Origin of the sequence: Butyrivibrio sp. FC2001 (genome assembly GCF_000424125.1) — a bacterium.
Classification (GTDB): domain Bacteria; phylum Bacillota; class Clostridia; order Lachnospirales; family Lachnospiraceae; genus Butyrivibrio.
This window is the reverse complement of sequence record NZ_AUJH01000028.1, coordinates 1-21,081: the sequence shown is the minus strand read 5'-3', so window position 1 is coordinate 21,081 and position 21,081 is coordinate 1. Positions and strand designations below refer to the sequence as shown.

28 protein-coding genes, 2 tRNA genes and 1 pseudogene are annotated in these 21,081 nt (G+C 40.6%); 2 read left to right on the top strand and 29 right to left on the bottom strand.

What is annotated here, in order from left to right; all coding sequences use genetic code 11:
• The 14 genes from G601_RS0112715 to G601_RS0112645 all read right to left on the bottom strand — a co-directional run bounded on the left by G601_RS0112715 (nucleotide 1) and on the right by G601_RS0112645 (nucleotide 8,513).
• Nucleotides 1-1,215: a site-specific integrase gene (locus G601_RS0112715; protein WP_196808892.1), complete on the bottom strand. Its 1,215-nt coding sequence runs from the start codon at nucleotides 1,213-1,215 to the stop codon at nucleotides 1-3.
• Nucleotides 1,216-1,405: 190 nt separating this feature from the next.
• A complete protein-coding gene (locus G601_RS0112710) occupies nucleotides 1,406-2,398 on the bottom strand; it encodes an IS4 family transposase (RefSeq protein ID WP_026665589.1) in 993 nt (330 codons plus the stop codon).
• A 253-nt stretch (nucleotides 2,399-2,651) separates the two neighbouring features.
• Nucleotides 2,652-3,476 (bottom strand): hypothetical protein, encoded by an 825-nt coding sequence (locus G601_RS0112705; protein ID WP_026665588.1) that lies wholly within the window; start codon nucleotides 3,474-3,476, stop codon nucleotides 2,652-2,654.
• An 81-nt stretch (nucleotides 3,477-3,557) separates the two neighbouring features.
• Complete coding sequence (locus tag G601_RS0112700) at nucleotides 3,558-3,935, bottom strand: zinc ribbon domain-containing protein (RefSeq protein ID WP_026665587.1); 378 nt, start codon at nucleotides 3,933-3,935, stop codon at nucleotides 3,558-3,560.
• Entirely contained in the window at nucleotides 3,936-5,003 is a 1,068-nt protein-coding gene (locus G601_RS23165) for an oxidoreductase (protein WP_051205824.1), read from the bottom strand. It abuts the gene before it with no gap.
• 34 nt (nucleotides 5,004-5,037) lie between these two features.
• Nucleotides 5,038-5,379, bottom strand: coding sequence for an arsenate reductase family protein (locus G601_RS0112690; RefSeq protein WP_026665586.1), 342 nt, complete (start codon nucleotides 5,377-5,379; stop codon nucleotides 5,038-5,040).
• Nucleotides 5,380-5,409: 30 nt separating this feature from the next.
• Nucleotides 5,410-5,736, bottom strand: coding sequence for a hypothetical protein (locus tag G601_RS0112685; RefSeq protein ID WP_026665585.1), 327 nt, complete (start codon nucleotides 5,734-5,736; stop codon nucleotides 5,410-5,412).
• Nucleotides 5,737-6,062: 326 nt separating this feature from the next.
• Nucleotides 6,063-6,473: a peptide deformylase gene (locus G601_RS0112675; protein WP_026665584.1), complete on the bottom strand. Its 411-nt coding sequence runs from the start codon at nucleotides 6,471-6,473 to the stop codon at nucleotides 6,063-6,065.
• A 152-nt stretch (nucleotides 6,474-6,625) separates the two neighbouring features.
• Nucleotides 6,626-7,213, bottom strand: a complete 588-nt coding sequence (locus G601_RS0112670; RefSeq protein ID WP_026665583.1) for an HD domain-containing protein — start codon at nucleotides 7,211-7,213, stop codon at nucleotides 6,626-6,628.
• Nucleotides 7,210-7,728 carry a GNAT family N-acetyltransferase gene (locus G601_RS0112665; RefSeq protein ID WP_026665582.1) on the bottom strand — a complete coding sequence of 173 codons (519 nt, stop codon included), beginning with the start codon at nucleotides 7,726-7,728 and terminating at the stop codon, nucleotides 7,210-7,212. Before G601_RS0112665 ends, G601_RS0112670 begins: the two co-directional genes overlap by 4 nt.
• A 126-nt stretch (nucleotides 7,729-7,854) precedes the next feature.
• Nucleotides 7,855-8,040 (bottom strand): helix-turn-helix domain-containing protein, encoded by a 186-nt coding sequence (locus G601_RS0112660; RefSeq protein WP_026665581.1) that lies wholly within the window; start codon nucleotides 8,038-8,040, stop codon nucleotides 7,855-7,857.
• A 52-nt stretch (nucleotides 8,041-8,092) separates the two neighbouring features.
• A tRNA-Tyr gene (locus tag G601_RS0112655) sits at nucleotides 8,093-8,175 on the bottom strand.
• Nucleotides 8,176-8,179: 4 nt separating this feature from the next.
• Nucleotides 8,180-8,252: transfer RNA gene (locus G601_RS0112650), tRNA-Glu, on the bottom strand.
• A 30-nt stretch (nucleotides 8,253-8,282) separates the two neighbouring features.
• Complete coding sequence (locus G601_RS0112645; protein ID WP_026665580.1) at nucleotides 8,283-8,513, bottom strand: helix-turn-helix domain-containing protein; 231 nt, start codon at nucleotides 8,511-8,513, stop codon at nucleotides 8,283-8,285.
• 584 nt (nucleotides 8,514-9,097) lie between these two features.
• On the opposite strand from G601_RS0112645, the gene G601_RS26195 reads away from it, so the two are divergent.
• Complete coding sequence (locus G601_RS26195) at nucleotides 9,098-9,262, top strand: hypothetical protein (RefSeq protein WP_155834537.1); 165 nt, start codon at nucleotides 9,098-9,100, stop codon at nucleotides 9,260-9,262.
• 135 nt (nucleotides 9,263-9,397) lie between these two features.
• Here G601_RS26195 and G601_RS0112635 read toward each other — a convergent pair whose 3' ends face one another.
• The 4 genes from G601_RS0112635 to G601_RS26190 all read right to left on the bottom strand — a co-directional run bounded on the left by G601_RS0112635 (nucleotide 9,398) and on the right by G601_RS26190 (nucleotide 11,004).
• On the bottom strand, nucleotides 9,398-9,709 hold the full coding sequence (locus tag G601_RS0112635; RefSeq protein ID WP_026491376.1) for a YbjQ family protein: 312 nt from the start codon (nucleotides 9,707-9,709) through the stop codon (nucleotides 9,398-9,400).
• A 13-nt stretch (nucleotides 9,710-9,722) separates the two neighbouring features.
• Nucleotides 9,723-9,959 carry a GlsB/YeaQ/YmgE family stress response membrane protein gene (locus G601_RS0112630; RefSeq protein WP_026665579.1) on the bottom strand — a complete coding sequence of 79 codons (237 nt, stop codon included), beginning with the start codon at nucleotides 9,957-9,959 and terminating at the stop codon, nucleotides 9,723-9,725.
• A 278-nt stretch (nucleotides 9,960-10,237) separates the two neighbouring features.
• The gene (locus G601_RS0112620; RefSeq protein WP_026665578.1) at nucleotides 10,238-10,573 is read right to left on the bottom strand and encodes a hypothetical protein; all 336 of its coding nucleotides are present in this window, start codon (nucleotides 10,571-10,573) and stop codon (nucleotides 10,238-10,240) included.
• Between the two features lie 272 nt (nucleotides 10,574-10,845).
• On the bottom strand, nucleotides 10,846-11,004 hold the full coding sequence (locus tag G601_RS26190) for a hypothetical protein (protein ID WP_155829431.1): 159 nt from the start codon (nucleotides 11,002-11,004) through the stop codon (nucleotides 10,846-10,848).
• Nucleotides 11,005-11,170: 166 nt separating this feature from the next.
• On the opposite strand from G601_RS26190, the gene G601_RS23160 reads away from it, so the two are divergent.
• On the top strand, nucleotides 11,171-12,295 hold the full coding sequence (locus G601_RS23160) for a cysteine desulfurase family protein (protein ID WP_035790742.1): 1,125 nt from the start codon (nucleotides 11,171-11,173) through the stop codon (nucleotides 12,293-12,295).
• Here G601_RS23160 and G601_RS0112605 read toward each other — a convergent pair.
• The 11 genes and pseudogenes from G601_RS0112605 to G601_RS0112550 form a co-directional block, all read right to left on the bottom strand.
• On the bottom strand, nucleotides 12,289-12,927 hold the full coding sequence (locus G601_RS0112605) for a hypothetical protein (RefSeq protein WP_026491379.1): 639 nt from the start codon (nucleotides 12,925-12,927) through the stop codon (nucleotides 12,289-12,291). The genes G601_RS23160 and G601_RS0112605 overlap by 7 nt on opposite strands.
• A gap of 93 nt (nucleotides 12,928-13,020) precedes the next feature.
• Nucleotides 13,021-13,974 carry an AEC family transporter gene (locus tag G601_RS0112600; protein ID WP_051205822.1) on the bottom strand — a complete coding sequence of 318 codons (954 nt, stop codon included), beginning with the start codon at nucleotides 13,972-13,974 and terminating at the stop codon, nucleotides 13,021-13,023.
• 117 nt (nucleotides 13,975-14,091) lie between these two features.
• Nucleotides 14,092-15,216 (bottom strand): helix-turn-helix domain-containing protein, encoded by a 1,125-nt coding sequence (locus G601_RS0112595; RefSeq protein WP_026665576.1) that lies wholly within the window; start codon nucleotides 15,214-15,216, stop codon nucleotides 14,092-14,094.
• A complete protein-coding gene (locus tag G601_RS0112590; protein WP_026665575.1) occupies nucleotides 15,206-16,516 on the bottom strand; it encodes an MFS transporter in 1,311 nt (436 codons plus the stop codon). Before G601_RS0112590 ends, G601_RS0112595 begins: the two co-directional genes overlap by 11 nt.
• Before the next feature lie 138 nt (nucleotides 16,517-16,654).
• Entirely contained in the window at nucleotides 16,655-17,098 is a 444-nt protein-coding gene (locus G601_RS0112585; RefSeq protein WP_026665574.1) for a hypothetical protein, read from the bottom strand.
• A 249-nt stretch (nucleotides 17,099-17,347) separates the two neighbouring features.
• On the bottom strand, nucleotides 17,348-17,671 hold the full coding sequence (locus G601_RS0112580) for a putative quinol monooxygenase (RefSeq protein WP_035790741.1): 324 nt from the start codon (nucleotides 17,669-17,671) through the stop codon (nucleotides 17,348-17,350).
• Between the two features lie 91 nt (nucleotides 17,672-17,762).
• The gene (locus G601_RS23155; RefSeq protein WP_051205820.1) at nucleotides 17,763-18,149 is read right to left on the bottom strand and encodes a helix-turn-helix domain-containing protein; all 387 of its coding nucleotides are present in this window, start codon (nucleotides 18,147-18,149) and stop codon (nucleotides 17,763-17,765) included.
• 465 nt (nucleotides 18,150-18,614) lie between these two features.
• Nucleotides 18,615-19,091: a pyridoxamine 5'-phosphate oxidase family protein gene (locus tag G601_RS0112565; protein WP_026491386.1), complete on the bottom strand. Its 477-nt coding sequence runs from the start codon at nucleotides 19,089-19,091 to the stop codon at nucleotides 18,615-18,617.
• A gap of 10 nt (nucleotides 19,092-19,101) precedes the next feature.
• On the bottom strand, nucleotides 19,102-19,422 hold the full coding sequence (locus G601_RS0112560) for a DMT family transporter (RefSeq protein ID WP_026491387.1): 321 nt from the start codon (nucleotides 19,420-19,422) through the stop codon (nucleotides 19,102-19,104).
• A 164-nt stretch (nucleotides 19,423-19,586) separates the two neighbouring features.
• The gene (locus tag G601_RS0112555; RefSeq protein WP_242834424.1) at nucleotides 19,587-20,600 is read right to left on the bottom strand and encodes an alpha/beta fold hydrolase; all 1,014 of its coding nucleotides are present in this window, start codon (nucleotides 20,598-20,600) and stop codon (nucleotides 19,587-19,589) included.
• 233 nt (nucleotides 20,601-20,833) lie between these two features.
• Nucleotides 20,834-21,081, bottom strand: a pseudogene (locus tag G601_RS0112550) (group II intron maturase-specific domain-containing protein); the annotation flags it as partial.

Here is a 21,081-nt window from a genome sequence, read left to right as displayed (position 1 = left end):
TCAAGTACCTCCTTTGGTATTGCAGGAAGCACTGTCTTTATGTTTGGCGTAGAATCCGGTCGTTATAGGAACATCCGTGAAATCAAATGCAACAAAAGCTATCTGACTTTTATTATGAGTTATATATGGTTTGTCTTCCACTATTGATTTATGTCCCATCATCTGAGATGCTATCTCGATTGGAACACCTCTTGAGACCATGATAGTTTCAAAAGCTCTGCGTATGCTGTGAAAACCTCTAAACGAAATCTTTTCGACTCCAGCTTTTCCACAGTACTTGTCAATCATGCTTCCAAAGCCTTTTGAAAGCTTTTTATAAGGGGCTTTTACTGTTATAAACACTTCAAGATCATTGCATTCCGGTCGCCAATCAAGTATATAATCCGCCAATGCATTCATCGTAGATCCGTTAAGCTCCACAGACAAAGGCTGGTGATTCTTTGATTGAACAAGAGCTAGTTTATGATTCTGCCAGTCTATATCCGTAAGCCTAATCCTTACTATGTCGCAACCACGTAAACCTGTACAATAAGCCAGCAGTATTATTGCAAGATCCCGCTTGCTAAGCATGTCATCATTATTAGCGGCGTCAGCAATGTCAAAGATTTCATCTTCTGTATATGCCGGGATCATGCGTCTGTGATCATTCTTGAGTTTTAGTAATCTATAGTCCCTATGAAGACACTGATTCCCATGGGATTTCAGGTATTCGGTTGAATACTTTATGCATCTGAGAGTACGTCCGGTACTTCCGCTATTAGAAACAGGGATTTCCTCGATAAGAAACTTCATCACAGTCACATCGTCGATGTGTTCCGGATCCTTTCCCTGTTCTGACGCATACCACAAAAAATGTCTTGTTGGAGCACGCAGATCGCTTTTTGTAGCGTCGCTAATGGGATAACTTCCCAGTATCTTTTCAACAAGATCAGTAATCTCAGTGGAAACTGGATACTTCTTAACGCGATAAACTATTCTAGAAAAGTCCACTGTACCTGTCTCAGCCAGTGAGGATAGCATATGCAAAACTCTGAACTGAAAGCGTCGATACTCTTTGCAGACCTCACCATTAGATACCCTGTTTTTAAGATAGTTCTTATAGGCATCAATGAGTTCTGATGAATATGTATTTGTGTTTGAAGATCCGGCGTACTTTAAGATGCTATTGCAAACACTCTGATACTGTTCTACCGATACTTCCAGAACGTGTTGCATCACCTCCTTTAATAGTTGCTCGGTTAAATCCTTTAGTAGCGGATGTGCATCTGTCATGGCGGCCTCCTTTCTATAGAGATGCGGTTACATCTTTATAGTAAGAAATGCCGATAGTTTTTGGAAATCATGGATTTATGATACTTTAGGATGCCAGAAAATCGGCATTTCTAAAATATCGGCATATGGGGAATTATGCCGATATCAGCATAATTCCCCAGCGTAAGTTATAGAGATCTTTTATATCATCTGCGGAGAATTCTTCGACAGGAAGATTAGTCACTATGTTTTCGTAGGAAGAATCAGTTATCTTGAAGCGTAGAACACGAAGGGTTATTTCGTATTCATCTTTTGATCCTTCAGGAAGATAGTCAAACCTAACAGCTTTGCATATATACCTGTACGCATAAGGTTTATCTGGTTGCTTTCTGTTTTTCTTCGAAGCGGAGCGAGTAAGAATTCGAGTTACACTTATATCAAGATCATCTGGAAGTTCATTGATGGAAGAACCGGTTAAACGCATCATGTTTTTGTCCTTCGCACGAATAAGAAAAAAAGATTTATTTTCTATTGCATGCGCAAAAACGTTATACGCAAAGAACCCTCTGTCTGCTATAAATATAGGCATGAGGTCGTGATGTTCGTATTCATCTATTAGTTCTGCCAATGCTTTAAATTCATTTTTCTTTTTGATTGGCTGAATTTTAGCGTTAACATAATATCTGCTGATTAAGTCATACAAAGCAACTGTATGGATTTGGTTAAAGCCTTTAGTTGATTTACCATCTGGCCCATAGAATGATATGGTATCTTCTGGATTTCGTGTAAAGGTAAAAGTACAACCATCAGCAGCCATTAACTGATACTTGTCTTTATACGGAGCGGGAGAAAAATGGGAATTGAAGCGTTGTAGAAGTGTTTTGAATGTTTCTGGGGCTAGCTTGTTGCGTTGTTGACAGTATGCAGAGTTGGACAGTGTATCTTTCTGGTAATTAAAGTATTTATACAGCTCATGCCTCATGGTTCCAGCTTCCATGGTAATAGGTAGTAAGATAAGATCTTTAAACGATATCTTTCTATGCCGGGTAAAGTCCTTTCCAGGATTCAACGCATAGGCTTCTGGTGTTGATGCCATAGCATCGATATCAGACATCAAATAGTTTTTTACAGTAACAGAATAGTTCATAGCGACCTCCTTGAAATCAACGTTTACGTCTTGTTAATTTCAAGGGCCGCTCTCACTACTTCTTATTAATGCAATCAGTAGTGAGAGCGGCCGCACTTTTGAGTAGCTTTGTCAACTATTCTTTATAAAAAAAGAGTTAGACCCTATAAAGAATCTAACTCAAAACATCTTAACTTAATGACATTGACTGTGAATAGTAACACGAATATTTTTCCTATAAATATAGTGTTTTCGCACGTTTTTTCATAAGTAGTCACTCACACGAATAATATGGCCATTCCCCCGTATCCATGTTCTCTACGCCCATTAGTGCGCCGGAACCATCATGAAAATAGCGATAGTTTGTGCCATCACCAGCTACGATATCAAGATAATGGTCAGGACCATCCTCGCCCGCTTCAACAGACTGGAGCTGGCCGGTTTTTAATGCTTCGCAAATCTCATGAAAAGTGTCCATATTGAAGGTGTCTGCCTTATCACCAAGGGCTGCAGTTGCAAGCTCTTCATTGTAAGCTTTATCTCCATCAGTAAGCTCTGCTTCCTCATTGGTCATTCCATCTTCCGCCATCATCTGCTCAGCCCAGTCGGAGCGAATCTGGTAAAGCTCATCCATGGGAAGATAGTTCAACAGATTCTTATACATTGAAAGGAAAGACTGGTTGGCCGGCATATATCCGCCACAATTCTTTAAGAGCTCGTTATTTTCATCATAGAGCATTATATACGTCGAGTCGCCATCGCAGATATCATTCCGCTCCCTGGGATTGAGGTAATATAGCTTCTTCCGATTGACTGAGCTCACAATTCTATCATATTGATCATCTGTAAGCTTGAGTGTTTTCACAAGCTCGTATTCTCTGGAAAAGTCATCGGGCATATATACAAGCAGATCCTTGTTTGTGCAGACAATCACTTTTCCTGAAAAACAGTCATAGTAGGAGCCATATCCACAGCCCCCATAATAGGTTCCAACATAGTATTCGCTTGAAAGCTCAGGCATAGGCCCCTTAAACAATGCGCATCCACACAAACAGGCAAAAGCCATCACTAAAATTGCTGCAAAAATTGTTTTTTTCATAAGAAACAATCCTCCTCTTATCCCCAATCTACTTATAATACAGTTGGGCGGAGGAAATTGTTGCAAACCTGGCGATGCCTCTCAAAACCTCGTCCCACACTTCGGGCAAAAATCGAAATCCTCTGTTGTCTCGTAGCCGCACTGTCTACACTGCTTATATCCAGTTGTGAAGCCTCTTCCGCTACTCACCTGAGTGAGATGACCAGGCAGAATCTCCACGTTTTCCCCTCTGGCTATCATTTTTCCTATCTCAGGATCAAGCTCGTAAACTGTTCCGCAGCAGCTGGTCTGCACGTAGTAATGTCTGTTCCACTTTAAGGTCGGTATGAAAAACAGCGACAGCACAGTATATGTCATGAACACGTTAAAACGTCCATATTTTCCACAAATGGCGCAGGTGATCAGCTGATTGAAATCAAAATCCTTCCTGCCATTTGAAATTCCCATTATAAAAAACATTTAACTTACCTTTCTTTTGGCCGGGCATTTATGCGGCATTCCGGGACCATACTGACAATTCGGGCAGCAAAAACACTTTACGAAAGGTGTTCCGTTTAATACCGCCTCGCAAAAAGCCGGATCTGCAAGGACTGCTTTTCCAAGGTCAACGGTGTCCACAAGATCATTTTCTATAAGATATTTTGCAAGCTCAGGTTCATATATACCGTTTACGCATGAAACAGGAACACGGCCCTTGAAATGGTCATGGAACCTCACGCCAAGCTCACATATCTGATTGTACGGTTTTCCCTCGTCCTTAAGAGTCGGATCATCCCATTCGATTCCAGTAGAAACCTGAAGATAGTGGCAGCCTGCCTTAACATACTCTTCTGCGATTTTTATTGCTGTTGCTATGTCCGGCTCAATTCCGGCAGTTCTCACCGATATAAGGAAGTCATCGCCGCATCTCTCCCTGATCATGCGGATTATCTCGACGCCAAACCTAGCTCTGTTCTCGTCACTTCCGCCGTATTCATCTGTTCTGAGATTGGTCTTCTTTGACATGAACTGATTGATCAGATAGCCATGACATCCGTGCAGCTGCACGCCATCATAACCGGCCTTCTTCGCACGAACTGCAGCACTTGCAAAGCTTTCCTGCATTTTATGGATCTCTTCTACAGTCATCTCCTTAGCAAGAACATTCTCATCGCGGGTAGGCACCGCTGAGGGAGCGATCACTTCTCCAAGCTCAGGATTGGCATTAAGTCCTGCATGGTTGAGCTGTATGATGACTGCTGCCCCGGCGTTATGACAAACCTCTGCAATCTGTCTGTGTCCGTCGATCTGGTCATCATCCCACAAACCCATGTGGATTTTCCCGAATCTTCCTCCTGGTGTAACAGCTGTTGCCTCAACGCATATCAGGCCGCAGCCATGCTCCGCGCGCTTTTTGTAATGCTCTATGTGTTTTTCAGTAGCCTTTCCATCAGCACCTGCATAATCAAATTTAACTGTCGGTGCCATGGTAAGCCTGTTTCTTATCACAGTTCTATTTATCGTTATCGAATCCCCAACCTTTGTCATAAAAGCCTCCCACATTATCTTCTTGCCAATATTTTTATTCCCACTTTTTCCACACATCTGGCTGATATCCCAGCGTGGATTGTTTACCGTTTCTCACTACCGGAGTCTTAAGTATCTGCTGATTTTCCAGTAGCTTTTCAAGCTTATCATCATCCGCAATGTACTGGATAAGCGCAATAGCATCTTTATCCTTCGCATCAGGATTTATCATGTTCATGATTCCACCGTTAGCACTTGCAACAGAAGTGAGCTCTCCCTTGCTCATGCTCTTTTCCTTCAGATCAACGAACTGAAACTTTATGCCTCTCTCCTTGAAAAAACGCTCTGCTTTTTTGGTATCGTTGCACTTCTTAGTGCCAAAAATCTGTATATTCATCTTTTTTCCTCATCAAAAATATAGAGGCATTTAACCTCTATATTTCTTAGTAATCACTATTATGTATATTGCCATAAGTACTATAGTTTCCAGCATCACTCCCAATACTGAGAGTAGGATAACCGGTGAGTTTTGTCCAGATAATATGGGAAGTCCTAACACAATAAAAATAATGCCGTAGAGTATGAACAAAATCCCTGTCGCTCTGTTATACCCCTTTATGTCATTTACCGGAAACTGTTCGACATTAGCCCAAAAGCCTGCGGCCTTTTTCGAAAATATATCTTTGATTCCCATCAAAATTATAATGGCTCCAACTGCCGCCCAGATGATAAATCCCATCATTGCTCCACTCATACCATGATTTCCTGTTCCCTTTTCAAAATCTTTTTTTCAATACAACTGTTTTCTATTATAAACTCTTTACAACTATTGTATAAGTAGGAATCAGTTTTCAGATGTCTCTTTTTTCTTCTTCTCTTCCTTCTTTTTGAGATATAAAAAGAGTAAAAAACTACCATTTGTAATTGTTGTTAAAAGAAGTAAAATGCTGGGTGTCATATAGATTCTCCTCCTGTCCCCTGTGACTTAGATAATTTGTTGATGAAATAATCTTAATATGAACCCGCATTTGAATATATATCTATCTCTGCAAAAAAATTCTCTCTATTTTTCCATTCAAATCATATTAAAATACCGGAAAAATGGTCGATTTCATGCTGTATTATCTGCGCTGTAAAATCGGTATATTTTCCATGCTTGGGCTTAAAGTCCTGATCTAGATAATCAACCTCAATCTCTTTATATCTCGTGCATGGCCTTACACCATCCAGCGAAAGACAGCTTTCCTCCGTCTGATACTCGCCGGTTTTCCTGGTTATAACCGGATTTATCATAGGGAAAATAAAGGGTCCTGCTGCCACCACGATGATCTGCTTCTTAACGCCAATCATATTCGCAGCCATTCCCACACACCTGTCCTGATTTGCTCTTAATGTATCCAGAAGGTCCTCTACAACCTGCTTGTCAGCTGGGGTTGCCGGCTCTGACTTTTGTTGTAAAAAGAACTGGTCTCTGACTATCTTTTTTACCATTGGGTTCCTTTCCTTAGTTTTGTACCTATTTTTACTTAAATATACTACATTTTACTATTACTTTTTCAGGTAATTCCAGGTACTTTTTATACTTTTACCGAGATTTACTTCAACATTAGTCTCAGGGACAAGTCATAAAAAGTACTTTCATGTTAAGCAATCTCCTTTTGAATCAGGTCTTCTTTTTCCGCCATCGCCTGAAGGGTCATGGTGAGAAGCTTATCAAGGTCCCATCCAAGCTGCTTTGCTCCTCGCTCAATCACTTCTCTTGAGCAGCCTGCAGCAAAGCCCTTGCTCTTATACTTTTTCTTAAGAGACTTAAGCTCCATATCCTTCGTGCTCTTGGATGGTCTCATGAGAGCTGCTGCCCAGATCAGACCTGTTAACTCGTCTGCAGCAAAAAGCACTTTTTCCATCTCGTGAACCGGCTCCACATCTATCGTTGTTCCACAGCCAACGGTGATTCCATAGCCATGCGAGCACACAGAGTGGATGACGTCATCACTAACTCCAGCTTCTTTTAAAAGTTCAGGAGCTTTAAGACAGTGTTCTTCCGGATACAGCTCAAAGTCTATATCATGCAAAAGGCCTACAATTCCCCAGTACTCAGCATCCTCGGCATACCCAAGCTCATTTGCGTACCACTTCATGACAGCCTCAACTGTCAGTGCATGCTGGATGTGAAAAGGGTCCTTATTATACTTCTTCAAAAGTTCAAAAGCCTCATCTCTTGTGATCATACCGCTCCTCCTTTATCTTCTCTGTGCTTTATCATGTTGCATCTTCCCCAAGATTCATCTTTATATGAAAATGCATTTTCTGTAACGTTCCGTTCTGTAAAGCCTGCTTTCTGATAGCACTTCTTAGCTCTTATGTTTGTGGTAAAAACGTTCAGATGAACCGCTTCGGCTCCGGTTTTCTCAAAGGCATAGTTTGATGCCAGTTCCAGCATTTCCCTAGCTACTCCTTTTCCGCGAAGCTCTGGATTGACTATGATGAACTTCAACATGCCTTCTTTTGTCTCTTCATTTAATGAATAGCAAAAGAACCCCGCAGTGCTTCCATCATCCTGGCTTACCACAAACGGAGTATCTCCCCACTGCGATGCTATAAATTTAAGAACAGCTTCAAAATTCTCCTGCTCAAGAGGATACTCAAATCGGCCTGCACACCACATAGCGTGCGTTCTTTCGTCATCTATCCAGTTTTTTATCTCATCAAAATCTTTAGAAGGGATGTATTGTCTTAGGTTCATATTTTCGCTCCACCAACAAAAACATAGTTCTAATATATCAGAAAAATAGCCATTTAACAGTAATTTTTCTGTCAAATGGCTAATTTAAGGTGATTTGTAGTTCATAATCACTTTATATGTAAAAAGTTAATTCCAGGAATGGGGCATGATCCTGTCTATGCTTGGGAATACTACTCCCCTTAAGAATCTATACACAAGCGATGTACTTGCTCCGAGGTATTCTGAAACCTCTGGGACTGTATGACCGCTTTCTCTTATCAGTTCTCTAATTCTTATTCCTGTTCCTTCAATATCTATTACCGGATAATCCATTTTCGTTATCTCCTTTTTTGCATTAAAAAATCCACTTAACACGCAAACTTAGTGGGCAGGGTGAGACTCGAACTCACGCTGTTTCAGTTGTCAGGGTTTTACAGACCCCTGCCTTCGCCGCTAGGCTACCTACCCATAGTGATCCCCACCGGACTTGAACCGAGTACTTCAGCCTTGAAAGGGCTGTGTCCTAACCTTTAGACCAGGAGACCGTGTGGGAGCTTTCACTCCCTATATTCAATTTATGCGCTTAGTTTATAAAGGCATTCCCCTTCAATCACAATAATGTCGTCCATAGCAACTCCTAAAACAGATGCTAATACAACTAAGTTATCCAATGTTGGCATCGCTGTTCCGCGCTGCCACTTGTAAATCGCCTGCGGAGTAGCAAATCCAAACACATCCTGTAAATCCCTAACAGACATACCGGCTGCCACTCTTAAATCTGTAATTCTCTGTCCCGTAGCGACCATATCGATCGCTGGAATATTCTGTGTCAATTTTGACTCCTTTCTTGCTTTCTATTTTCAAGCAAAATAAAACCGCTTGCCTTGTCATCTAAGGTAAGCGGTACGCAAACATGTTTATCTATAAGCTCCTGATCCGGTTTACTCCATCCGAACCTTTGCTAAAACAACCTTTTCTCGCATTTGCCTATCCTTAAATGGGCGCATGAAACTAAACATCCACTCTGATTTATACTGGAGTGATGATTCATAACTTTCGCTATAGAGGCAATAATTGCGATTCATTGTTGTCATGTCTTTTCCTTTCCGGGAGCTCTTTTTCCGCTCCGCTTATCTCTTTTATATATCGAATAATAACACCAACATTTATAGTTGTCATTATATTCATAGTATAATAACCGATTTCCTAAACCTCTAAAAATGTATCAAATTTTCATAATATCCCCTGAAAAAAGATATTAATAAACATTTGAAAATGCCCTAAAGAAATCCAAACCACCCATCGATATATTTTCTGTAAGCGAAAAAGAACATTCAAATGGCCAAAATGAATGAAACAAAAATAAGATGATTAAATGGAGGTTTCTCTTATGTATATGTACGAATTGTTTCTTTCAAGTGACGTAGAAGGCAAGAGCATTCACTTTATCCAGACAAACCACAAGGTGGGCGATCTCGAAAAATGGCTCAGAAAACTCGTTAAAGATAATACTATCTCCGAAGATATTGCTAACGCAGTTACCTTCGTTTGGTAATCATAATATAATCAGCAGGCACTACCAGAAGATTCCGAGAGGGATCTTCTTTTTATATAAAAAAGCCCTCCACTCCAATTTTCATGAAGCAGAGGGCCAATCCCCAAATGATTCATCATCTATCAAAATAGCTCCTCAGGCAAACTTCACTGCTGTGCCATAAGCCATTATTTCAGCTGCGCTCTGCATTACTGAAGAAGATGAATATCTTACACCGACTATTGCATCAGCGCCAAGGGCTTCCGCTTCCTTGATCATCCTGTCTGTAGCAAGTTCTCTTGCCTTGGTCATCATCTCGGTATAGCTTCCAAGCTCGCCACCCACCAGAGTTTTGAGTCCGGAGCCTATATCCTTAAAAGCGTTGACTGTCTGAATTGTGCTTCCCTTTACAAGTCCGATCATTTCCAGATTCTTTCCGGAAATTGTTTCTGTAGTAACCATCATCATACTCGCCACCTCCTTAAAACAGCTTTCTTCCAAGCCAGATGCAGATACAAGCACCTACAGTTGATACTATCAGGCTTCCGATAAGTCCTGTTGCGGTAAATCCGATGAGCTTAAATACAAAACCACCAACAACTCCTCCGAGAACACCAAGTATAATGTTTTTAAGTGTTCCGGATTTCTCACTCATGATTTTGCTTCCGAAAAAGCCTGCAATTGCTCCAAGTATAAGTCCACCAATAATTCCAAACATTTTGTTTTCCTCCAATCTTACTGTTCGCACTATTTTGTGCTATTTCAATACCACGCTTCCTGATAAATCCTTATGTAATAAATTTCTTTGTTTCTGTGATGGTTTTAGTATATGACATTTTAATGTCGTAATACACATTCATGATTGCAATATCGATAACCATATTCTTCATATGTGGTAAAATAAAGCTCCATCACACTATTTCTTTTTTGGAGCCGGGAGCTCCAAATCTGTTTCAGGCATCATTTCCATGAATTGCTCTTTTCAGCGCATCCGTATTATGGTTCCTCGAGATACCTTACTTTCTTTCCATGTGACATAGCATAATCTATCTCAGACCTCGTACTATCTCCGATATAACCACCAACGTTAATTACGAAAATCTCATCAGCCATGTCGATCTTACGCTTATGCATATCATCAAGCATTTCTTTTGTTTTAGTCAGTGTCCCTTCATCCATGTTTTCCCAGACTTCGGAATCACCTGAATGCCCAAACAAGCCAACGCTGATAACTATATTCCCCTCTAATGTCAGCTTTTTCTGCATTTCCATGAACTGTTCTTTAAAACGTGTGCTTCCACATAATGTAATAACCGGGTATTTTCCTTGCATTTGCACCATCCTTTAATATGTTTATCAATTTCTACTATGTATTACGGCAATCTGCCCCATAGCTATTTTTGTGCTTTGATATTGCTAAGTTAACTTTGCAATTTTAGTATAGTTGACTTTGCAAATAAGGCAAAGCAGACCTAGAAAAAATATCAGAAAAAGAGCAGTGTGATATTTTGAAAATACCTCACTGCTCTATATATAGTGATTTTTTTGGAAGGAACTCCCACCGAATCTGCAACGAAAGGGGTTTCTCATTGATACATTATCCGTTATCGATTTTTAGATATTTTTTGGCATCTTTCTCCTACCAATACTTGACCTGGTGGACAATTTTTTCTACCCCCGGCAACTTTATCCAACTGTTGATCTGTCAGATTTTCAACCTTTTTTACAACTTCATTTATATCTTTCTCTCTATTATCAGCCATATCAGTTACCCTTGTTACTACAGCCTTATCTCAGCCTTACTTAAGTAACAATTGTCCTTTCCATATAAATCATTGAGTGTTGCTTAGAAATATAATATATTAATTGTATAATATTAGGATAAAAGGAACCATTAAACCTTTATTATATTTTTATAAACTTTGACATATGATATATCTTGATAATGCAGCAACAACAAAAGTTAATCCGGAAGTTCTGGAGGCTATGCTTCCCTATTTTAGTCAGCAGTTTGCTAATCCATCTGCCGCACACCATTTCGGTCTTGAGGCAAAAAAAGCTGTTGAAAAAGCCAGGGAGTTTTGTGCTGAATTAATTGGAGCAGATCCTTCCGAGATAGTTTTTACATCCGGCGGTACAGAAAGTGACAACACCGCTATTTTTTCAGTGCCTGAGAATCGGCACATCATTACTTCTTTGACAGAGCATCATGCTGTTTTAAATCCATGTAAAAAAATAGAAGAACTTGGACGCCGTGTCACTTTTCTTTCGCCCAGTGAAAATGGCGATGTATCTGCTTCTTCCATTGAAAGCGCTCTGGAAGAGGAAACGGCTCTGGTTTCTGTCATGACTGCAAATAACGAGATAGGAACCATAACTGACATTAAAGCCATTGGCTCGCTGTGCAGGTCCGGGAAAATTCTTTTTCACACTGATGCAGTGCAGGCTTTTGGGCATATCCCTATAGATGTAAATGACATGAATATCGATCTTTTATCAGCCAGCGGTCACAAGCTTGGAGCCCCTAAAGGCGTTGGTCTCCTCTATGTACGGAAAGGCGTTCGTATATCGCCTTTCCTTTATGGAGGCGGACAGGAACAGGGGCTAAGATCCGGTACGCTAAATGTTCCTTCGATTATTGGTCTTGGTGAAGCGGCAAGGCTTAGCAGGATTCACATGTCAGAGAGATTTAGAAAAGAAACGGATTTAAGAGACTATCTGATATCAAGAGTTCTTTCCGAGATTTCCGGAGCAAAATTGAACGGAAGCATCGTGAACAGGCTCCCTGGCAATGCTCATTTTTCAATCCCGGAGGTAAATGGCGCAGAAATCATGGAACTATTATCCGGTAATGAAATATTTATTTCCACCGGTTCAGCCTGCTCCTCATCCAACTCACGGCCAAGTCATGTTCTCACGGCCATCGGTATGTCTGCAGCCGATGCCCGCTCTTCTATCCGTGTTACACTAAGCTATGAAAATACAAAAGAAGAAATAGATATTTTCATTCAGAAGTTAAAAGAATACGTTGATGCATTAAGAAATCTTCAATGAGAAGGTATTTCCTTTATCTCTTTAATCTCGTTGAAGATTTCTTTTTCCATTCCGGGAAGTTTCTCAAGCATTCTCCTTCTGGCCTCAGTGTCTCCACCCTCTTTTTCCATTGATGCCTTAAGTCTTTTGGTAAAATGCTCTGTGTTATCACTGATGCACTTTTTAAGCTCCTCATCAGTCTCCGACACAATACAGGGGCGGACTATCTTAAGCTTGGCGGCATATGTCAGACTATCTTCATCAGATTCCTTTGAGCGAAACAGGATTTCTGCTACTACCATCTCCTGATACTCTCTTTTTTCCTTGCCCTCAAGCATCGCATTATTAAATTCATCGCCGGAGAGACAGATTCCGCAATCATCTGTGAGAAAAGAAAACAAATCATCTCTGTTTTCTGTCGGACAAATTCCCTTAGCAATCTCCCCATTAAGAATAAGGACCCAGTATGGAGTTCCATCACCGCCAAATTCATAAAGAAGATCGTGGGACTCATCGCAGGAAAATCTGATAATCTCAATATTCTTTTTCTCCAGAATACCAGTCAGCGGTTCCACTTCCAGACACATTGAGCAGCCTTCCTGGTAAAAACACATAAGTGCTTTGGTTTTGTTTAGAATAATATCTTTTGTCATCTTTTATCTACTCGTTTGTTAGCGCCGGTTGTCCATCCTGCTCTGATATACCCCAAGTTCCAACGATACGTTACAACAATTGTTCTTATAAACTTATAACCCATTCTTATAAAAAAACGCACAAATCGCATAAACGATTATCGTGATTATCATATACACCGAATTCGTAGTCGACACATACGAACACCCCTCCGGATTCTTGATATACGTCTGCATGGAAAAGGTTGTCGGTACGCTCATGTAAATGACTTCAGCCATTATAAATTCGAGATCACCTTTATAGAGTCTGGAAATCACAAAGACACACACAGCAATCGCACAGCTCTGAATCAAGAGCCTGCAGATAACCGGTTTTAATACCTCTCTGATCCTGTCGAAATGCAGATCGATATCATAGCCAACAGCCAGCAAAATCATTGCGTTCAATGGTGCAACAACCAGATGCTCACATCCAAGATAAATGGAGCTCACCGGCTGAGCAAGAAACCATTTCATAATGCCGCTTACACCGAAGGTAACACCTAGCACCGCACCAATGAAGGTCGGTGTGTGCAGCGCAGAAAGGACCAATGCCTTGGGTGACATTCTTTCGCCCTTTTCCTGCTGTTGTAGCATACCCATCCAGATGGAAAAACCGAAAAGCAATCCGGATATATCCAATAGAGCTATTTTAGAGAGCGCATCAGCTCCGCAGAGATTTGAAAAGAGCGGATATGCTACCATGCCTCCCTCATAGAGACTCATGAGAAAGGGTACATATTTTGCACGATCCTCAGGGAATAGTGGTCTTATCAGGAATCCGCAACCAAAGGTTAGCAGCTCCACAATCAAAAGAACGAACACAAGCACAGCTATTTTACTGTTGTACTCCGCCGTGGCCAGTGCATGAAAAACGGCAACCGTCAGCATGATCCTGGAAACAAGGAACTTAATGTCATCAATTCCTTTACGCGAGATCCACTGGGTCTTTTTCAGGAATACTCCAACCGCTATCATCCCGATTACAGGTAATATAGCCGTTAATACTTCGATTATTGAATGCATCATAAATGGCTCCAATCACATATTCAATGCAGATTCGGTAGTCCCGTAATTACCCTTATCTTTATATATCGGTCAATCGCATCAAAATGTTTATATGCATTCAATTCCCGGCGAGAATTATTATTCCTCGATTATGAATTTCTTCTGCTCGTTCCATGCCTTTATTACAGCGTTTATCTGCTTCGGAATTTTACCGTCCCTATCTTTAAGCCTGTATTGAAGAATATTATCGATGCTATCAATAGCACCTTTTCCGCTCGTTCCGTGGGTTATGACCTTATCCTTCAGAAACAGGAATTTGATGCTGGAATTTATGTCATCCACTTCGCAGGAGGTGTCATATACACTCGCCAGCTCATATGCCTTTTTTACGCATTCCTTCATCTCCTGCGTTTCCCCAAGCCTTGAATAAAGGCAGGCCTTTTCAATATAAAGAAATGACTTGGGCTTATAACAAAAATTGACCTTTCCCTCTATTGCGCTGCCATCAATAAACTGCATTTCAACATCAACCATATCGATGGCTTTTAGCACATCCGCTTTTTTCCCCATTATTGAAAACGCGTTTCCAATACTGAATATGGTATTTAATTGATTTGAAAAACAATTGATGAGCGTGTGTGAAAAGTAATCCAGCGCCTCTTCCACCTTCCCCTGGTTCATAAGAATTATGGCAATCGGAACATTGTTACTGCCATCATAATTTATCTGCTTCAGCTGCTCGATTGCCTTTTCGGGGGCAGTATCTTTATATAAAAAGGCGATCTTACCCTTTATTGAATACTCGGATATTTCCTCATCCGTGTTTTGCTTAATCCTCTCAAGCGCCATTTCATAATAGGATATGGCCTTCTCCGAGTCCTTTTTATCCATGCGTGCCATGTACTTGTAATAGTACAAATTTCCACATGTATATATAACCTTAAAATTGTTCGGAAATCTCGTAAGCGCATTATTGGCTTCTATGACAGCCTCTTCAAACTCGTGCTTTCTCGCAAGCTCTTCAACCTTGTCACACATATCCTCAAGATTTTTTGAAGTAAGCTCAAGTCCCACCAGCTCGTCCATTGATATATTATAAAAATTTGCCAGCTGCATTAGCGTCAATATGTCAGGTACATTGTTGCCATTTTCCCACTTAGAAACCGCACCGACAGTCACTCCGATCGCGTCTGCCAGTCCCTCCTGGGTCAGCCCCATTTCTTTTCTGTAATTCTTGATCTGCTCAGCCAGTTTAAGCTGCATTTGACACCTCAGTTTCCTTTAAATCAAATTCCATTGAGCTAAACATTACAATTATCATAAGTACTACGGTTGTTACTCCGCATCCTAAAATAAGATGAAGAGAACTGATCTTTACAAGTACGCAGCTTACAAGGATTGATGCAAGGGGCATAGCTGCTGCAGATGATGCTCCCATAACCGCGCCTGCTCTTGCAAGATATGCTCTGTCACATACACTGAAGAACTGGATTTTAACAACTCCGCAGAGGACTGCGGTTGCTCCGGACATCATGAAGTAGCAAATTCCTCCAAGAAGGTAGCCTGCAAAAGCGATTCCGGATACAAATCTTCCAAGGGCGATGCATGTCATAAAGCTTCCCAGTAAAACTCCGCAAACGAAAAGAGTATTCTTTGTTTTGAATTTATCGATTATAGCAGGAGTGATCGCAGAACCTACAATAACTCCAAGGGAAGAAGCCATTCCCATAACGCTTAAAAGTGTACTTCCAAGTCCAAATACGTTCTCCGCAATGGGAGCCTCAAGTGCGTTAAGCGGAACCAGAAGGAAATTCATCATAACTGCCATGATAGCGTAATTTACAAGGATCTTATTTCCAAGGACATACTTAAATCCGTCCTTAAGCATTGCACGGTATGAAAAATTGTTCTTTGCTTTCTTAGCACTTTTTGCCTCGTTATTAACAACGGGCTGGTTATCTTCATAGTTCTTAATTAAAAGGATGAAAAACATTGCAATGAAGAATGTTGCTGCATCGATCATCATTGTGAACTGAACACCGAACCTTGCAATTATGATGCCTGCTGCCCCTGTTCCAATAAGAGAAACAGCGCTTGATAAGCTCTCATTAAGGCTTATTGCATGTGAAAGTTTTTCTTTTTTCACAACCATCGGAACGAATGCTCCGGATGCAGGAAGGTTGAATGATTCAATAGTTGTTATGATTAAAGTAAATCCAGCCATGATGAAGGGATTAACCTTACCGAACATATAAATAAGCACAAATGCGGAAATGATAATTCCTCTTAAAAGATGTGTAGCTACGATGATCTTCTTTTTATTCATCTTCTCAACTATCGGTCCTACAAAAGGCTGCACGATAATGTTAGGAAGAACATTAAGTCCGTAGATCAGAACTGCTAGTGATGCGCTCTGGGTGATATGGTAGATCAGCCATGTAAATGTGATTGCATCAAGTGAGTCTCCAAATCTGTTCACAAGGTTTGCAACCAGGAGCTTGCTGTATTCCTTTTCCTTTAACAGCTCCTTATAGTTATTTCTTTTAGTCATTTTCTCAGGCATTATCCGTTCCTCGCATTCATTTATTATGTTTGTTGATGACTAAATTGTACGACTGCATCTGTTTTATTGTAACATACCGTTTGTACAATTGGGCAATAAAAAACTTTCCATAATGGAAAGTTTTTATAAGCTTACTAATTATGAATATCTCAATGTAACAAATGCAACAAGCGCAATGGTCGCAGCCACACTGAACAGAAGAATCAATATTAAAAACCTGATCTTGGCGCCACAGGTGTCGGTCTGTATTTCAGGGACGCCATTTTTATCAAGCACATGTACCGCAAGATAATCGCCGCATTTAAGACCTTTCTTAGCTGAAATGATGTTATCCCGTAGCTTCTTCCCATTGTAATTATACTCAACCAGGTAGCTTTCAAATGTGTGATAATTTGTAGAATGTCCTGAGATAAGGGCTGTCTGCTCTACGGTTCCCAGATTTTTAACTACGCATCCCGCATATTTGTCTGCACGAAAATAATTGATCATTCCGATAAACTCTTTTAACAGACGCCACACATACCTGACTATAAAAACCGTTAATGCAGTTTTCCAAAAAAGATCATAGATTTCACTACTCATAAAAAATTCTCCTCCAACTGTATAAATAGTAGACTGCGCTTATCCTCAATCTATTATTTATACAGTCAAAGAGGAGAAAATGTTGCAAAGGTTACTTAATTTGTGCAGAAGGCTTCCCCGTTCTGCGTTATACATCTCTTTTCAGTTAAGCAATATAGTCTTTCACATTGAAATCCTCATCTGTCCACTGTTCTTCTTCAGTAATTCCAGGAACAAACTCCTTGCTGTATGTTTCCCCGGAAAATCTGTTTACTTTCTTATAAACTTGTTCTCAGATTCTGGAGTATCAGCACTTACAAATCTTTCTGCATTCATATGAAGATCATATTTCTCTCGCAGCTGTGCTATAGTCTGCATCATGGGTGAAGCATGGTGAGCATCAATTGCTTCCTGATTCTCCCATGCATCAATCAAAAGCACAGTTTCAGGATCTTTCATTGGAAAGAAATATTCATATCGAACATTTCCTTTTTCTGCTCTGATCTTATCGGCAGTTCCACTGCTTTCCATTTCCTCTGCAAACTTCCTGGCATTGCTATTTACGCCTGTATAATAGAGATTTACAGTTATCATTTTAATCCTCCCCGTATCGGTGCAAAATCTCCAAGTACATCTCTGCCTGCTGTCTGTACTATTTTCTCTGCCATTCTTATCCACCTGCTTTCTAATTAATCTGTTTTCCAATGCTGGTAAATGATTTGTTATAGGTTTTCCTTCTGTAATCCTTAAGCGTAACGCCTTCATATTTTTTAAAAAGTGTAGAAAAATGACTCTCCCCGGCGAATCCCAGATATTCAGCTATATCTGTGCAGCTGTACTCGTTGTAGGAAAGAAGATATTTTGCTGCTGTAAGCTTCTTATGCCTGATATAATCCGATACTGACATCCCGACCTCTTTTGCAAAAACCGTTGACAACCAGGAAGCATTCATCTCATGCTCATCAGCAAGCATCTGTACAGTTATCCTGTCATGCAAATGGTTTTCAATATAGTCCATGCACTGGAGAATCTTTGGCGAATACTCCTTGTACTGGTCGTGATACCCCTTCATAGTACGTGCGATAACGGCCCCCAGCTCCTACTGAAGATATTTTATCAAATTGTGAAGGTAGCTCCAAATGCCATGATGGCTTTTCTGTTGCACATTGTTATGCATGAAAGTCTCTCTACAAACTGTGCATAGATCTTATGAACTGCTGCATCTCTCTGCTCTTTTCTTACTTCTTAACAGCTTTACTGAAGTCAAATTCCTGTTCCAAAAATTCATCATCGTTAAGTCTTTTCATGATCTTCTGCTCCTTTCATAGCCTTTCTTCTCGTTTGGTGTAGCCTTACGTGAAGATATAATCCTGATTAATTATGTTTTTGTTTTCATCCCACTCAAATCGTATTGTTTCCATACATATATTACACATATCATAGCCATACTTATCAACCATTTCAACGTTTAAAAATCGGCAGGGTTTTCCTGCCGATTTTTTCATCATTTGCTACTTTTATATTTCGATATTCCTTCCTATGATTCATTAACCAGCTTACCCGTCATATGCTCAGGAATTAACTCCAAACACTGAACATTACGGAAAGAATTCTTTATCTCCTGCTCCAGATAAGCCTGATCATCGGTAAACTTCCTGGTAAGTTCAGAGCAGATCCGAAGAGCGACCTCCTCATCTTCTACCAAATGAATTCTTCCAAATGTGATCACGCTTGTAATGTTCAGAGCCCAATCGCCTTCCTTGCGGTAGCCTTCATTATAAACACAGTAGCTTGCCTTATCGCAGGCCTTGATTGCATCTATCTTATGCCCTTCCTTTGCTCCGTGGAAATAGATTTTTCCATCCTCTTCGCAATACCAATGATCAATCGGGATTCCATATGGATATCCATCATCTCCTATCAGAGAAAGAACCCCTCTCTTAGTACTCTTTAATATCTCTATGCATTCAGCCTCAGAGATCTGCTGCTTAAATCTTCTCATTTTTCTAAACATTGTAAACACCTCAATCTTTCGCCAAAATCTTAAGTCCCGCTATTCCAACTACAATCAGGATAACACAGATAACCTGCGGAACAGACAATTTCTCATGGAAAAGAAATACTCCAAGTAAGGTCGTTCCCACAATTCCCATGCCGGTCCACATAGCATATGCAGTTCCCAGCGGAAGCTGTTTCAATGCAATAGCCAGAAAAACTGCGCTGGCAATATAGCCTACTCCTGCAATAATCGAAGGCATCAGCACTGAAAACCCATTCGACATTTTCATTGCTACTGCCCATGTAATCTCAAGCGCACCTGCAATCAACAAATAAATCCATCTCATATAAATCCTCCTCCAAAACTAAAAAACGCCATTCCCTTACCTGCTAAGACCTAACGGTAAAGGAATGACGTAAATCCCACTACTCGGTAGCAATGGGCGTCTGTTATATTTGATTGAATTGATGATACGATAATTGCTCTGGGGCGTCAATACTATCTTCCGATTTAACTATTCTTCTGGATTTCTGCAATTTTATGGAGTATCTCAGAAAATTCTTCCGAACGTGATTCAAGCAGACCGTGTGTCGCTTCTTCCATCACGAACATTTCTTTTCGGGGAGCGCTCACCTGCTCAAAATATTCGCAGGCAAGCCAATAGTTTGTCTGATAATCCATATCGCCGTTTATATTGTAGAAGGGTACTTGATAATCGTATCTGCCAAGCAGCGACAGCTTTGACATATCACCTGTAAAAAACACCATATACGGCTCGAATGACTTTTCACCGTTTTTTACATATCCGATAAAATCCTTAATCGTATAGTTCGGGTTGAAAAGTATCGTAGTGTAGATGTTATAATCTGTGCCGTCTTTCATCATGCCGTAGCCGTACCTGTCCATAATCTCGTTTCTTGCCATAAGAGCATCTACTGTGTCTGCACCATTAGGAGACCATTTTGCAAGCAGTTCCTTTCCCTCTTCATCACCCTCACTCCAATTCTGTGCAGCTTCATACAGTCTTTGTTCATTCTCAGTATAGTCGATGAACTGTCCCGTGCCGATAAATACGTCATAGTATTCGGGATATTCAAGAGCTAAGTTTGCGCCGAACAGTGACCCCCACGAATGTCCCATAAGAGTTATCTTATCCTTATTCATATAGTCAAGCAGATATTCAGTCATTTCCTTGCCGTCCTGCATCATGATATCTGCGGTTATGGTATCCGTCTTTGAAGTGTCATAGCTTTTTCCGCAGTTACGCTGATCCCATGTGACGACCGTATAAACATCGCTCCACTTTCTTGTGAACGCATAGTCAAGATGACTTGTTGCGGAACCCGGTCCGCCGTGCAGATACAATAGAACGGGGTTGTCCTTGTCATGTCCGTAGATGTTTATCCACTGCTTCGTTCCGTTGATATCCACAAGCATAGATTCGTTGATACCGCCGTCAGGCGTTCTGCCGTTTACCGCTCTGCCGATAAGCCTTACTACAAACAATATAAAAATTATTGTCACAAGAGCAATCAGTATACCTCGAAGTATTTTACCAATGACTTTAGTCGCTTTTTTTAACATGCTATTTTTCCCTTTATTATGATAAATTCGGCTCTGTAAGTATTATTGTTTTCACAAAAATATCTCCGTTGCTATGTTAGGTAAGTAGACTAGGGACTCGCACCCCTAGCCCCTCTCAGATCCGTGCGTGCGGCTTTCCCGCACACGGCTCCCCACAATAACATTCACATATATCAGTAAAGCGCATAGTAAATCTTAGGTTTCGCAAGAGGATATACCTTTAACATATCTGCAAATCCATTCCATGCATAGGTACGGTCACATCCTCTGCGGTTTAAGACCTTATGCAGGAACTGCTGAACCCGATGCAGGAACGCACTAAGCTTATAGCTGTTAAAGGTAACACCATAGTATTGATAGTAACCAACAAGCTTAACATTTAACTCTTTAATAAGATTTCCCGCTGACTGTTCTTTGTTGT